The organism is Phyllobacterium sp. CCNWLW183 (assembly GCF_037203775.1).
Taxonomy (GTDB): domain Bacteria; phylum Pseudomonadota; class Alphaproteobacteria; order Rhizobiales; family Rhizobiaceae; genus Phyllobacterium; species Phyllobacterium ifriqiyense.
Map to the genome: position 1 here is coordinate 259,244 of NZ_JBBCBN010000004.1, position 14,205 is coordinate 273,448.

Here is a 14,205-nt window from a genome sequence, read left to right on the forward strand (position 1 = left end):
TTGCCACGGGACTTGATGATATGGCGACACTCGTTCTCACCACGACTGCTACGGCTATTTTCGGTTCAGGTACCGTCACAGCAGCAATAGCCACAGCCGCTGCTTCGGTGGGGGGCTATTTGATCGATCGTGCGCTGTTCGGACAAAATGCCGAAGGGCCACGCATGACATCCATGCGTCCGACGATGGGCGAGGAGGGAGCTGCTCTTCCTCGCATTTATGGCGCGGCGCGGGTGCCGGGCGTTTTGATATGGGGAACGCGTTTCGAGGAGCAGAAAACCCAAAAGCGACAGGGCAGTAAAGGCGGACGGAAGGTCGCTGAATATTCCTACTTCGGCAATTTCGCCATTGCGGTTGCCGCCGGAGAGATAAGCCTTATCCGTCGCATATGGGCTGACGGTAAGGAATACGACCAGACGCGAGGCACAATCCGCGTCCATTGCGGCGGCGAAAATCAAATGCCGGATCCATTGATTGAAGCCAAACAGGGAAGCGGCAATGCACCAGCATATCGGGGCACGGCCTATGTGGTTTTCGAGCATTTTCCACTCGATGATTTTGGCAATCGCATACCGCAGTTTCAGTTTGAAGTGATCAGAGCAATCGGAGCCGTCGCCAGCAGTCTCAAGGCGGTAGCACTTATACCCGGCTCAACGGAGTTCGGACTCTCGCCGAAACTGGTAACCAATGAGCCGGGTAAAGGTCAGACGATTGCTTTGAACCATAATTGCCTGCGAGGTGATACGGACTGGGAGGCGTCGATGGACGAGCTGCAGGGGCTCTGTCCTGCCCTTAAGCATGTTGCAATCGTAGTGCCTTGGTTTGCCGCGGATTTGCGTGCTGGGAATTGCAAAATTCGCCCGGGCGTCATGGACAGGAATCAGAACAACGAAAGCGAGAAATGGTGCGCTGGAGGCGTTGATCGCATCGGTGCACACCTCATTTCCCGCGATGACAAGGGGGTGATCTATGGTGGAACGCCATCCGATGAGAGCATTATCGCCGCCATCGAGGACGCAAAAACGCGAGGTCTGAGCGTCACGCTTTACCCGTTCATCATGCTTGATATACCGGCGGACAACCAGCTTCCGGATCCCTATGGTTCAACACATCAGGCGACACATCCTTGGCGTGGACGCATTACCTGTCACCCTGCGCCTTACCATGCTGGCAGTGTCAACGAGACAGAAGCGGCGGTGAACCAGATCGCCGAATTTCTAGGGAGCGCCACGGCAGAAAATTATCAGATCAAGCATCAACGCGTCCACTATCAAGGCAATGGTGAAGATTGGGGTTATCGTCGTTTTGTGCTGCATCTCGCGCATCTGGCTCTCTGTGCAGGCGGCGTGGATGCGTTTATCCTTGGTTCGGAACTGCGGGGGCTTACCATGGTTCGGGGGCCGTACGATCATTTCCCATTCGTAAATGGGCTTTGCAGTCTTGCCGCCGATATCCGCCGGGTTGTGGGGCTGGATGTAAGCTCACCTATGGCGCGGATTGGACTGAATATTTCGGGCATCATCCGCAAGACGGCTCAGGCGATGTTTATTTCAACCTTGATCCACTTTGGGCGCATCCGGCAATCGACGCCATTGGCATCGACAATTATATGCCGCTCAGTGACTGGCGTGACGAAGATTATGGGGTGCCTAATCCGGATGGCTTTGTGGCACCCTATGATCTGCCGGCGTTGCAAGAGCAGATTACTGCAGGGGAAGGTTATGCCTGGTATTATGCATCGCCGAATGACCGGACCATGCGTGTGCGAACACCGATTTCAGATGGCTCCGGCAAGCCATGGGTCTATCGTTTCAAAGACCTTTCTTCATGGTGGAGGAACAGTCATTACAATCGGATTGGTGGCGTGGAACAGACCGCACCTACTGTATGGCAGCCCGCTGCCAAGCAAATCTGGCTGACGGAACTAGGCTGCCCAGCTGTCGATAAGGGCCCGAACCAGCCCAATGTTTTTCCCGATATGAAATCATCCGAGGGGGCATTTCCCTATTTTTCAGATCGAGGACGAAATGACCTGGCCCAGAATCGCTATTTGCGGGCACATATTGCGCACTGGTCAGACCTTGCCGGTAGCATGCTTGATAAGGATCGGCTCTATGTTTGGGCTTGGGATACACGGCCTCATCCGGAATTTCCGCTAAACCGAAAATTGTGGTCTGATGGCGACAATTGGACATCGGGTCATTGGCTGAACGGTCGGCTTTCAGGCGTGGCGCTCGATGAATTGGTAGCTGCCATTCTCAAAGATTATGGGATCGTTGATTTCGATACGTGTCGCGTCGATGGATTTGTCAGTGGCTACGTGCTGGACGAACCAACGAGTGTTCGATCCGCAATCGAGCCATTGCTCGCAGTCTACGGGATAGATGCATTTGAAAGCGGAAAAACGCTTGTCTTTCAAAGCAATACCCGCACAGATTCCCAAACACCATTGATTGAAGAGTTCGTCGAGCGCGAGGATGCTGCCGCGCTGACATGGCGGCTGACAGAAATAATGGAGCAGCCGGAACGCGTTGAGCTGGCCTATCGCGACCCGATGCTGGATTATCAGGCGGCGATGGCCTTTGCCGAGCGCCAGAACGGCAAAGGAACGGAAAGCATCGGCATTGCAGCCATGCTGGAAAGCGGTCAGGCCAAGTCACTTGCCGAAGAATGGATGCAGTCGCGCCGTGCGTCCCGGCGATCAGTAACGTTAGAGCTACCCTGGAAACAGGCGCATTTGAAAGTTGGAGACCGGATCAGAATTGCCGACCCGCATGGTACAGTGCCCGCAGGTGCTTTTGTAATCACCTCGATTGAAGATGGGGCGACGAGGCGTCTGGAGGCGCGGGCAGTACCAAAACACGTTCGGTATCCCGCCGAGGCAGCATTGCCTGTTGCATCAGGTGCGGACCTTGCTATTCGCGGCAGACCTTATTTTGAGTTGATAGACCTTCCGATGTGGCCGGGGATAGAGCGTCCTGCCGATCAATTCCGGATTGCCGCATTTGCGCGGCCCTGGAACGGAGTAAGCGCATTTATCTCTCCGGAACAGACTGGTTTTGAACAGCGCGCAATGTTGGCGCATAGCGCTGTCATGGGCGAGTTGGTTGCACCATTGAATGAAGGCGCCAGCGGGCGCTGGCTTAATAATCAGGCTCTTTCAGTCAGGCTGTACGATGGAGAGCTGAGTTCGGTGACACGCTCCCAACTTTTTAACGGTGCCAATAGTGCACTTGTTGGAACGTCTGGTGGAGAGTGGGAATTGCTGCAATTTCTCAATGCGGAGGAAATAAGCAGCGACGTATGGCGACTCACCGGGCTGTTGCGTGGCCAATGCGGGACCGAACGTGAGGCCATGCAGCTCAAAAAGGAGGGAGCACCCTTCATTTTGCTCAATGATGCTGTTTCTCCGGCAGGCTTGAAACCCCAAGAGGCGGGATTGGAGTTAAACTGGCGCATTGGATGCTCAGGCGAAGAGTTTTCCGACCAGTTTTACAGCACCAAAACAAAAATGGGAGGATTGCGGGTACTGCAACCGCTTTCGCCCGTCCATATCAGCACCAGAATGCGCCCAAATGGCGATATGGATATAGTCTGGATCAGGCGCGGGAGAATTGATGCCGATAGCTGGCTTTCTCCAGAAATACCGCTGGGGGAAGAGCGCGAGGCCTATCATATAGAAATACTGTTTGAAGAGCGGGCTGTCAGGTCATTTGAAGTGACTGCCAGCAACTGGACTTACAGTGCTTCTGAGCGGCTGAAGGATCTGGGCAATCCGTCCGTCGCTTTTGACTTTAAAGTAGCGATGATTTCCGCCTCAGTCGGGCTTGGTCAGGAGGCCCACTGTAAATTTTCTCCAGTATTTTTTGAACCGACAATTATTTAAAGGAATTTGCTAATGACCAACGAAAAATCATGGTTTGCTTCCAAGACCATCTGGGCATCGATAGTAACAATTGGCTTGTCGTGCTCCGGCTTCTTCAATGGCTCGCTTGAAGGGGCCGATCATGCATCTCTTGCAGAGACGATAGTCCAATTCCTAACCGCCATTAGCGGCGTTGTAGCGCTATTTGGACGCATCAGCGCGACAACTCTCATTTCACGTAAAGAAATATGATGTTAAAAGACGTGAACCTGTGGCATTTGTAGCAGCGAGACACCAACTGTTCATTCATCGTTCAGACAGCAATCGATATTAATGACAACATGATGAAACACTTACTCTTCTCCTTGCCCCTAGCGGGTCTGATCTCGGGCGCCGGCGTCGTCTTCGCCGGTCCTGCTTTAGCTGCGGATTGCTCGTCGGTGGGGCAGCAGGTAGCGGACTCGCAAGGGGGGACCCTTGCGCGTGCAACATCTGTTGTCCAAAACGGCAAAGAGGTCTGCGTAGTGGTCGTTCTGGTTCCCGGTAAGGACGGCGAACGACCGCGGCGTGTGGAAGTTGCTGTTCCAGCAAACTGATCTCATAAGTCCGCGAGGAAATACTGCATGAGAATACTTGTCGTCGAGGATGATCGCGACCTCAACCGTCAGCTCGTGGATGCGCTGACGGAGGCTGGATATGTTGTCGACAAGGCTTTTGACGGCGAAGAAGGGCATTTTCTCGGCGATACCGAACCCTATGACGCTGTTATCCTGGATATCGGCCTACCGCAGATGGATGGGCTGACCGTGCTTGAAAAATGGCGCCAGGATTCCCGTATCATGCCCGTACTTTTGCTGACAGCCCGCGATCGCTGGAGCGATAAGGTGGCAGGGATTGATGCGGGTGCTGACGACTACGTCGCCAAGCCGTTTCACATTGAGGAAGTTCTTGCGCGCTTACGCGCCTTGATCCGCCGCGCGGCGGGACATGCTTCGTCCGAAATTTCCTGCGGTCCGTTGCGTCTGGATACGAAAACGTCAAAAGCCACTGTCAATGGAAACACGCTGAAACTCACTTCCCATGAATTCCGCCTGCTTTCCTATCTCATGCATCATATGGACGAAGTCGTATCGCGAACCGAGCTGGTCGAGCATCTTTACGATCAGGATTTCGACCGGGACTCAAACACTATTGAGGTTTTTGTCGGCCGGTTGCGCAAGAAGATGGGCATGGACCTGATCGAGACCATTCGCGGTATGGGCTATCGTATCAAGTCGCAAGACAGCAAGGCTTAGGATCTTAAGCCTTTTAAAGAGGGTATTGCGTGGCAATCCGGCTGAGAAATTATCTCCCAAGCTTGCGATCTCTGTCGTTCCGCGTCATTTCGCTCTCGACCCTCTGGACCATCATCTCATTCATTGCCATCGCCACTATCATCTCGACGCTCTATGGCGAAGCACGCCTGAAAAGCTTTCAGCAATTGCTTTCAGCCCATCTTTTCAGTGTTATCGCATCAGTCAGTGTCAATGATGGCACGTTGGCAGGACGTCCTGACCCCGGTGAAGTGCGATATTCCAGCCCGCTTTCAGGCTGGTATTGGTCAGTCGAGCCTGCGGCGGATAATTTAAAGGGCTCGCTGCGCTCCGTTTCTCTGGGAGAGCGAAACATCGATTCACCCTCAACTCTCAATGTTCCCTTCGATACATCATTCCAGCGCCAATATACGGAAGCCGGACCGAACGGCCAGCAATTGTCGGTCGTTGAAACCGAAGTGGTGCTTGACGCGGATAATCGGGTCGCACGTTTCAGGGTGATGGGAAATCTGAGCGAAGTCGAGGGAGAAATCGCAGATTTCCGCTATACGTTGTACTTCTATCTCGGCATTTTTGGTCTGGGCGGAACTTTGATCAATGCTGCCGTTATTCTATTCGGGCTTCGCCCACTTGATCGTGTGCGCCGTTCACTGGGCGATATCCGCGAGGGCAAGGTTACGCGTCTTGACGAAGACTTGCCCAACGAGATCGCGCCCCTGGCGCGCGAGATGAATGCGCTGATCGACAATAATCGCCGTATCATGGATCGTTCACGCACGCAGGTCGGCAATCTTGCCCATTCGCTGAAAACGCCTTTATCGGTTCTGGTGAATGAAAGCCGGACAATCGGTGGCACGGAAGGCCGCCTTATCGCCGAACAATCTGCCGCTATGCAAATTCAGGTGCAGCATTATCTCCAACGTGCCCGCGTTGCCGCACAGCGTGATAGTGTTGTCTTCCGCGCTCCCGTAACGCCGATACTGGAGCGGCTGGTGCGCGTTACCGCCAAGCTCAATCCCCACATGGACATCAAGTTCAACAATTACATGGACGATGCAATCTTTGCTGGTGAGCAGGAAGATCTTGAGGAGATCGTCGGCAACTTGATGGAGAATGCTGGAAAGTGGGGCCGCCGGATTATCACCTTGACACTTGCCCGCGTCGAGCAAGGATTTGAGATCAGCGTCGAGGATGACGGGCCGGGTCTTGCTGCCGAGCAGATACAGGACGCGCTGGCACGCGGGAAGCGGCTTGATGAAACAAAGCCGGGCACAGGTTTGGGCCTGTCGATTGTGAACGACACTGTGCGCGAATATGGCGGAACCCTAACGCTTGAACGCAGTTCTCTACTCGGCGGGTTACATGCGAGACTGATTTTACCAACGGCTGCGAACTGAATGAAGCTTGCAAGCCGCCATTCAATCAGGTCATAAAGGCCTGAAGATTTATCTGAAAATGAGCTTGTGATGAAATTTCATGTCGCTATTCCCTTTCTCGCAATTGCTGCGCTTGCCGGTTGTTCAACGACATCCGGCGGCAAGGGCGATAGCGCGGTTCTAGGTTCCTGGACCGGCGGCTCGAAACAAGCTGCAAAAACGAGCGTTCTTGCCGCCCTCGGTAATGGACTGGTCGGCAATGCATCGCTTGAACCGGCAGACCGCAAGCAGGCATTGCAGGCTGAGTATCAGACCTTGGAATATTCTCCGGCCGGCAAGGTTGTAGAGTGGAAAAGCAGCAACAATCGTTCTGGCGAGGTTGTGGCGGCTCAGCCCTACCAAGTTGGATCGCAGAACTGCCGCCAATATACCCATACCATCCGTATTGATGGCACGCCGCAATCTGCGCGTGGAACGGCGTGTCGCAATGAGGACGGCAGCTGGACGCGGCTGTGATCGGGATCGGTCAACGAAGTGCATTTGCGGCGAATTGCCCTATCAATAAATTGCGTTTGGATTTTGGATAAGCGAGAGTCTATGTCTCACGCATGATTTTCTGGATTTCTGCCGCATTTCTGACCGTTGTCGCAACGTTGCTGGTGCTTTTGCCGTTAACACGGCGCACCACGGCTTCAGTGTCGGACAATCAATATGATGTTGAGGTCTATCGAGACCAATTGCGTGAACTAGACGCTGACGAAAAGCGTGGCTTGATCGATCCAGTTGCAGGCGAACAGGCACGTGCGGAAATCGGGCGCCGGCTTCTGAAATCCGCCAAGGCCGCCGCAATAGACGGACAGGTGGTTCGCCCAGCCAAGAGCGCCACCCGTGAGTGGATGACACTTATAACGGTCATCGCAATTCCCCTGATTTCATGGGCTGTCTATGCAAGTACGGGTAATCCGGATCTGCCCGGCCAGCCACTGGCGGAAAGGCTTGCGCGCCCTGCCGATCAAAGCACGCCTGACGAGCTGGTTGCCCGAGCAGAAGCGCATTTGAAACTGAACCCTGATGACGGTCAGGGCTGGGAGGTCCTCGCGCCGATTTATACGCGCATGGGCCGCCCTGCAAATGCAGTTGCCGCGTATCAAAATGCAATACGCTTGAATGGCGACAGCGCCGCGCGGCAGCTTGGTCTGGGCCAGGCGCTGGTCGCGGAAGCGGGCGGTAAAATCACGGTCCGCGCCGAAGAAGCATTCAACAAGGCATTGGCGCTGGATCCAAAAGACATGCGCCCGCAATTCTACATCATTGACGGGTGGATGCAGCAAGGCCGCCTGACCGAAGCGCGTGATCTCATCCGCAAGCTGCTGGTGGAGGCGCCACTTGATGTACCATGGCGCGATCAGGCGCAAGCAGCGTTGACCAGGCTGGACACCGAGATCAATGGTGATGCGCCAGATGTCAGCGATGTCGACAAGACCGCGCCGGATGCGGCTCAGGTGCAGGCAATGATGGATGCCGACAGCGAAAGCCGTGCGACAATGATCGAAGGCATGGTTACCAGCCTCGCTGCGAAACTGGAAAAAGCTCCGGACGATGTTGAGGGCTGGGAGAAGCTCGTGCGATCCTATGTCGTTCTTAACCGGCCTAATGATGCCATTGAAGCGTTGGATCGTGCCAAAAAAGCGTTGAGCGCTGAAAAGATGGCCCGTCTTGATGCCGTGGCGGATGATCTCGGTTTAGCTTACGAGCCGGAGAACGATTGATGACGCGCAAGCAAAAAAGACTGACGGTCATTGGTGGCGGTTTGGCCGTTTTGGGGTTGGCGGCTGCGCTCGTACTCTTTGCTCTGCAACAGAAAATCGCATTCTTCCGCATGCCTTCCGATATTCAAGCTTCCGACATTCAGTCGCAATCGCGATTCCGGCTTGGCGGGTTGGTTGAAAAAGGAACAGTGGTTCGCGGCGAGGGAACCAAGATCAGCTTTTCAGTTACTGATAAGATAAAAAGCATTCCCGTCACCTATGAAGGCATATTGCCGGATCTTTTTCGCGAAGATCAAGGCGTTGTTATCGAGGGTGGCTTTTCACCCACGGGCAAATTTATCGCCGACAGCGTGCTGGCAAAACATGATGAAAACTATATGCCCAAGGAAGTTGCGGATAGCCTGAAGGCCAAAGGTGTCTGGCAGGAAGAGGGCAAGAAGCCATGATTGTCGAACTTGGACATTTCGCGCTGGTACTCGCTCTGGCTTTATCCATCGTTCAATCCGTGCTGCCGATACTGGGCGCGCGTCGCAATGACGACCAGATGATGGCAGTTGCCGTTCCCGCCGCCTTCACTGTACTTGCCCTTGTCGCGATTTCGTTTGCGGCCTTGACAAGCGCCAATGTGCTTTCCGATTTCTCCGTTCAGAATGTGTTTGAGAATTCACATTCGCAAAAGCCGCTGCTTTACAAATTTACCGGCGTGTGGGGCAATCACGAAGGTTCAATGCTGCTCTGGGTTTTGATCCTGAGCTTCTTCACCGCGCTCGTCGCCTTCTTTGGCAATAATCTGCCGCCATCGCTGAAAGCCAATGTGCTTGGGGTTCAGGCTTGGGTCGGCACTGCATTTCTTACCTTTATTATCGCCACGTCAAACCCCTTTGCGCGCCTTAACCCGGCACCGGTCGAAGGACGTGATCTTAACCCGATCCTGCAGGATATCGGTCTCGCCATTCATCCGCCGCTGCTCTATCTGGGCTATGTCGGATTCTCCGTGTGCTTTTCCTTTGCGGTTGCTGCGCTGATTGATGGCCGGATAGATGCGGCCTGGGCGCGCTGGGTCCGTCCGTGGACGCTCGTGGCCTGGACATTCCTGACAGGCGGCATCGCTATGGGCTCTTACTGGGCCTATTATGAGCTGGGTTGGGGCGGCTGGTGGTTCTGGGACCCGGTTGAAAATGCGTCCTTCATGCCTTGGCTCGCAGGCACCGCTCTGCTTCACTCTGCGCTGGTCATGGAAAAGCGCTCGGCGCTGAAAATCTGGACTGTGCTTCTGGCAATCCTCACCTTTTCCCTGTCACTGCTCGGGACATTCCTTGTCCGATCCGGCGTACTGACCTCCGTCCATACATTCGCCACCGATCCCGGTCGCGGCCTTTTCATCCTTGCCATACTTGTTATCTTTATCGGCGGGTCCTTGGCGCTCTTTGCATGGCGTGCCCAAAGTCTGGCACCCGGCGGCCTGTTTCAGCCGATTTCGCGTGAAGGTGCGTTGGTTCTCAACAATTTGTTTTTGACCACGGCTGCAGCGACCGTTCTGATCGGCACGCTTTACCCACTTCTGCTCGAGTTTCTGACGGGCGAAAAAATCTCGGTCGGCGCGCCCTTTTTCAATCTCACCTTCGGCCCGCTAATGATCCCGCTTTTGGCCGCCGTACCATTCGGGCCACTCATGGCGTGGAAGCGCGGCGATCTCCTGGCCGTGGCACAGCGCCTCATGACTGCTTTCCTCGGTGCTTTGCTGGTTGTCGCTGCCGTGCTTTACCAAACTTCGGCGTCCGGCGTTCTGGCGGCTTTCGGCATAGGGCTTGCCGTGTGGCTCATGCTCGGCGCGCTCACAGACCTTGCGCTGAAAGCCGGTATCGGAAAAGCCTCTTTGAAAGTCGCATTTCAGCGCCTCATTGGCCTGCCACGCTCGGTTTTCGGCACCGCGTTTGCTCATCTCGGTCTTGGCGTCACTTTGCTGGGCATTGTTGCAACCACCACCTTCGCAACCGAAAGCGTTCTGGTCATGAAACCGGGTGAAAGCATCCGGGCGGGCGGCTATACGCTGCGTTTCGATCAAATCGAGCCCTTCAAAGGTTCCAATTTCAGCGAAGAGCAAGGCCGGTTTACCGTTTTGAGCGATGAGGGACAGCCGGTAACGTCGCTCATGGCGGCCAAGCGTTTCTTCCCTGTTCGCAATATGCAGACAACCGAGGCCGGTATCCGCACCTTCGCCTTCAGCCAGCTTTACGTGGCTCTGGGTGATGCGGCTGCCGATGGTGGCATCGTCGTGCGAATATGGTGGAAGCCGCTGGTAACATTGATCTGGCTTGGAACCGTGTTTATGATGGCGGGCGGCTGCCTGTCTTTGCTTGACCGCCGGTTGCGTGTCGGTGCACCCGCCAAGGGTAAAGCAGCTCTGATGCAAACCGCAAAAATCCGCATTGCCCCCGCAAAAAACCGCGTGTCCCAATGAGCCGCACCCGCAACGCAATTGCAACTTTCCTTGTCCTGCTGCTTTGTTTCGGCGCAAGTAGCGCATTTGCGCTTTCCCCCGACGAGATGCTGACAAGCCCGGTCCTTGAAAAACGTGCCCGCACCATTTCTGCGCAGGTGCGCTGCATGGTCTGCCAGAATGAATCCATTGACGATTCCAATGCGGATCTTGCCCGCGATCTGCGCGTCCTGGTGCGCGAGCGGCTTATGGCTGGCGATACTGACCAGCAGGTGCTGGATTTTCTCGTCGCCCGCTATGGCGAATTCGTCCTGCTCAAGCCCCGGCTGCGATTAAGCACGGTCGTGCTCTGGGGTTTTCCAATAGGCGCTTTGCTCATCGGTGCTTTGGCTCTTGTCGTTTCGGCGAGGCGCCGCCGCACTGTTTCAATAGAATCGGGACCTCTTTCCGACGTTGAAAAACAGCAACTCAAAAAACTGGTCGGAACGCTCGATAATTAACAAATTGCGACAAGGTATTATACTTTAGTATGGGTTTACTATACTAAAGTATAATAAAATTTTTCCATAAAACAGAATTTAACACACTGAAAACTAGTTTTTACTCTTGTATTTTGCTTGTTTACACGTTAATAAGCCGTTGATAATCGCGGCAATGATTAAGTTCCGGTCTGGCACATTAGCCTTTCCAAGTAAAAAATATTCCCGCATTTAAATTTTATTGATCCATCACAGTAATAAACTTCTGTGAACGCATTTCTGTAAGCATATCCGATATTTACCTCAGTATTTGCTATATTATTTTTGAGCGAGATTGATATGACCAAAGTCAACGCACCTGTTTCCTCCAGCATGCCTGCTCGTTTTGCCGGTAATTGGCTCGCCGGTTCGGCTGAGAGCCGTTCCGCCCGTCGCCGTCTCAATGCTATCCTGCGTCTTGCTTGCATGGTACTGGGCTTCAAGCGCCGCAAGGGTTTGGGGATGATGGCGGCTGCGCTGGTTGTCTCTCTGGCTTCGCCCGTGCTGGCTCAATCCGTAACTGCCTCTTCTCCGGCTGTGGGCGTGGCCGGTGTGCCAGCGGGGTTTGTCAGGCTAGAAAATGGCTTTGGTTTTGAGGCGCAAGCCCTGAATAGATCATATATATCGTTCACCGCACTCAAAGGAACAGTTGTTACTTCGCCAAACGGCGTGGTTAAGGCTGATGGCGTAGTTGTGCCGCTTAACGTGCCACTCGATAAAGATTACTTTTTCCCACAGGAAAAGGGGGAGTTTTACAAAGGCACTTTCTTTAAGGGACCTGTCGTCATGAAAGCGAGCGGAACTGGTTTTCCTCTCCGGTTTCCTGTCGGTACGGTTTTTCCAGTCGGCACCACATTTCCGAGTGGTGGTGTGTCAAACGCGGTGGTGCCCGGCGTTGCAATAACTGCAGAATTTGTTACACCAGAAAGAACTGATGGTGGCCACACCATATCGTTTCCCACGCCAACCGCACTTCCGGAAACTCGCTTTCCGCAGATCAAGATTAACACCGATGCAAACAGTCAGCCAGCGACCACGAGCACGACCGTTCTTGGCGACATCGCCATCGGCACTAATGCAGGGGCAAAAGGTGGCACAACGACGGTTGTTGTGCCCGCAGCAGTAGATGCCACTGCGCCCGCAGCAGCTACTTCTACGCCCACAACAACGGGTGCCACTGCGCCCGCAGCAACAGGTGCCGCTGTACCCGCAGTAGCAGGTGCTGCTGCGCCTACAGTAACGACAATCACTGTACCCGCAATAGCTATCGGCGACAACGCCAAGGCGGCGGGCGCTGGCGGCACTGCAGTGGGCCCGAATTCAAATGCTGGTGTAGGTGGTTCTGCTTTTGGTTCAGGGAGTGATGCAAGTGGACTTAACAGTTCGGCATTAGGTTGGGCTGCAAAAGCAAGCAAAGATTCTGCTATAGCTATCGGCAATGCATCTGAGGCTCAAGGTTTGAATGCAGGTGCCTTTGGTCCTGGTGCAAAGTCGAGCGGCAATTATTCTCTAGCTCTCGGCAATGCATCTGAGGCTGCAGGTTATAATGCAGGTGCCATTGGTTCTGGCTCAAAGGCATTGGGTTGGGGATCGACTGCAATAGGTTGGTCGGCGTCTGCAGGTGCTGAACACGGCACGGCGGTAGGTATCCTAGCGTCTTCGGGTGGTGCTTCGAGCGCTGCGTTGGGTTCTGGCGCAAAGTCTGACGGCCAATTTTCTATAGCTCTCGGCAATGCATCTGAGGCTGCAGGTTATAATGCAGGTGCCATTGGTTCTGGCTCAAAGGCATTGGGTTGGGGATCGACTGCAATAGGCTGGGCGGCGTCTACGTCTGCGACTGCTAAAAATAGCACGGCGATTGGTAAAAAAGCAAAGTCTGACGGCGAATATTCTGTAGCTATAGGCGCTTCATCTGAGGCAAATCAACTGAGAGCAACTGCCATTGGTACTGACACAAAGGCAACGGAAGAGGCATCGACTGCAATAGGCTGGGAAGCGAAATCGACAAAGAAAAAGAGCACGGCGATAGGCCCCCAAGCAAAGTCTGACGGCGAATCTTCTATAGCTATCGGCGATACGTCTGGGGCAAATAACTCTAAAGCAATTGCCATTGGTACTAGTTCGCAAGCATCAGAGGAATACGCCATTGCAGTTGGTGCTTCGTCCAAAGCGAGCAAGAAGAACAGTGTTGCGCTGGGCTCAAATGCGGAAACCGAAGATGTGCATAAGGTGGATAGCGTTACATTGAATGGCAAGGACTACGCATTTGACAGCACCAAAGCAACGGCCGTTGTCAGTGTTGGTAAAGCAGATGTCAAACGCCAGATCATCAATGTTGCACCGGGGCAGGTGAGCGCGACCAGCACGGATGCTGTTAACGGCAGCCAACTCAATGCTGCCTATGACGGCATTAACCGGCTTGGTAATAGCGCAGTGCAATATAGCGTCTCCAAGGATGCGGCTGGCAATGAAACTGTTGACTATACCAAGCTTCAGCTCAAGGGCAGCAACGGTACGAAAATCAGCAATGTTGCGGAAGGTACTGTCGATACGGATGCGGTGAACAAGGGGCAGTTTAACAAGGTTGTAGAGAAGGCTACCGAAGCAAAGACGACTGCGGATGCGGCCAAAGTTGGCGCGGATGCAGCAACGACGAAACTTGCAGGCCTTTCGGATGATACGGTTCAAAAGAGCATTGACGCTTCTGCAAAGAAGCTTGGTGACACGGTTGACCAGTCAGTCAAGACAGTCACCGGCAATCTTGCGACAGTAAAGACGACGGCGGATGCGGCCAAGGTTGGCGCGGATGCAGCAACGACGAAGCTTGTTGGTCTTTCGGACGATACAGTTCAAAAGAGCATTGACGCTTCTGCAAAGAAGCTTGGTGACACGGTTGACCAGTCAGTCAAGACAGTCACCGGCAA

9 protein-coding genes and 2 pseudogenes are annotated in these 14,205 nt (G+C 54.0%); all 11 read left to right on the plus strand.

The annotated features are described in order from the left end of the window. The first annotated feature begins 20 nt into the window (after nucleotides 1-20). Nucleotides 21-3,886 (plus strand): annotated as a pseudogene (locus V9K95_RS23695) (baseplate multidomain protein megatron). Between the two features lie 12 nt (nucleotides 3,887-3,898). Then, entirely contained in the window at nucleotides 3,899-4,117 is a 219-nt protein-coding gene (locus V9K95_RS11775) for a hypothetical protein (RefSeq protein WP_115051941.1), read from the plus strand. 92 nt (nucleotides 4,118-4,209) lie between these two features. Then, nucleotides 4,210-4,461, plus strand: coding sequence for a hypothetical protein (locus V9K95_RS11780; protein ID WP_115051940.1), 252 nt, complete (start codon nucleotides 4,210-4,212; stop codon nucleotides 4,459-4,461). 27 nt (nucleotides 4,462-4,488) lie between these two features. Next, the gene (locus V9K95_RS11785; RefSeq protein ID WP_115051939.1) at nucleotides 4,489-5,160 is read left to right on the plus strand and encodes a response regulator transcription factor; all 672 of its coding nucleotides are present in this window, start codon (nucleotides 4,489-4,491) and stop codon (nucleotides 5,158-5,160) included. 113 nt (nucleotides 5,161-5,273) lie between these two features. Then, the gene (locus V9K95_RS11790) at nucleotides 5,274-6,575 is read left to right on the plus strand and encodes an ATP-binding protein (RefSeq protein ID WP_115052198.1); all 1,302 of its coding nucleotides are present in this window, start codon (nucleotides 5,274-5,276) and stop codon (nucleotides 6,573-6,575) included. Nucleotides 6,576-6,644: 69 nt separating this feature from the next. Continuing rightward, entirely contained in the window at nucleotides 6,645-7,070 is a 426-nt protein-coding gene (locus V9K95_RS11795) for a hypothetical protein (RefSeq protein ID WP_115051938.1), read from the plus strand. 92 nt (nucleotides 7,071-7,162) lie between these two features. Further along, nucleotides 7,163-8,323: a c-type cytochrome biogenesis protein CcmI gene (gene ccmI, locus V9K95_RS11800; protein ID WP_336440938.1), complete on the plus strand. Its 1,161-nt coding sequence runs from the start codon at nucleotides 7,163-7,165 to the stop codon at nucleotides 8,321-8,323. Next, nucleotides 8,323-8,769 (plus strand): cytochrome c maturation protein CcmE, encoded by a 447-nt coding sequence (gene ccmE, locus V9K95_RS11805; protein ID WP_307283657.1) that lies wholly within the window; start codon nucleotides 8,323-8,325, stop codon nucleotides 8,767-8,769. The genes ccmI and ccmE overlap by 1 nt, the downstream gene beginning before the upstream one ends. Beyond that, entirely contained in the window at nucleotides 8,766-10,784 is a 2,019-nt protein-coding gene (locus V9K95_RS11810; RefSeq protein WP_336440939.1) for a heme lyase CcmF/NrfE family subunit, read from the plus strand. Before ccmE ends, V9K95_RS11810 begins: the two co-directional genes overlap by 4 nt. Next, on the plus strand, nucleotides 10,781-11,263 hold the full coding sequence (locus V9K95_RS11815) for a cytochrome c-type biogenesis protein (RefSeq protein WP_307283661.1): 483 nt from the start codon (nucleotides 10,781-10,783) through the stop codon (nucleotides 11,261-11,263). The genes V9K95_RS11810 and V9K95_RS11815 overlap by 4 nt, the downstream gene beginning before the upstream one ends. A 318-nt stretch (nucleotides 11,264-11,581) precedes the next feature. After that, nucleotides 11,582-14,205, plus strand: a pseudogene (locus V9K95_RS11820) (hypothetical protein); the annotation flags it as partial.

Excerpts from the sequence above, each read along its gene's own strand:
- V9K95_RS11775 (WP_115051941.1), top strand. The coding sequence starts at position 3,899 with ATGACCAACGAAAAATCATGGTTTGCTTCCAAGACCATCTGGGCATCG.
- V9K95_RS11780 (WP_115051940.1), top strand. The coding sequence starts at position 4,210 with ATGAAACACTTACTCTTCTCCTTGCCCCTAGCGGGTCTGATCTCGGGC.
- V9K95_RS11785 (WP_115051939.1), top strand. The coding sequence starts at position 4,489 with ATGAGAATACTTGTCGTCGAGGATGATCGCGACCTCAACCGTCAGCTC.
- V9K95_RS11795 (WP_115051938.1), top strand. The coding sequence starts at position 6,645 with ATGAAATTTCATGTCGCTATTCCCTTTCTCGCAATTGCTGCGCTTGCC.
- ccmI (WP_336440938.1), top strand. The coding sequence starts at position 7,163 with ATGATTTTCTGGATTTCTGCCGCATTTCTGACCGTTGTCGCAACGTTG.
- ccmE (WP_307283657.1), top strand. The coding sequence starts at position 8,323 with ATGACGCGCAAGCAAAAAAGACTGACGGTCATTGGTGGCGGTTTGGCC.
- V9K95_RS11810 (WP_336440939.1), top strand. The coding sequence starts at position 8,766 with ATGATTGTCGAACTTGGACATTTCGCGCTGGTACTCGCTCTGGCTTTA.
- V9K95_RS11815 (WP_307283661.1), top strand. The coding sequence starts at position 10,781 with ATGAGCCGCACCCGCAACGCAATTGCAACTTTCCTTGTCCTGCTGCTT.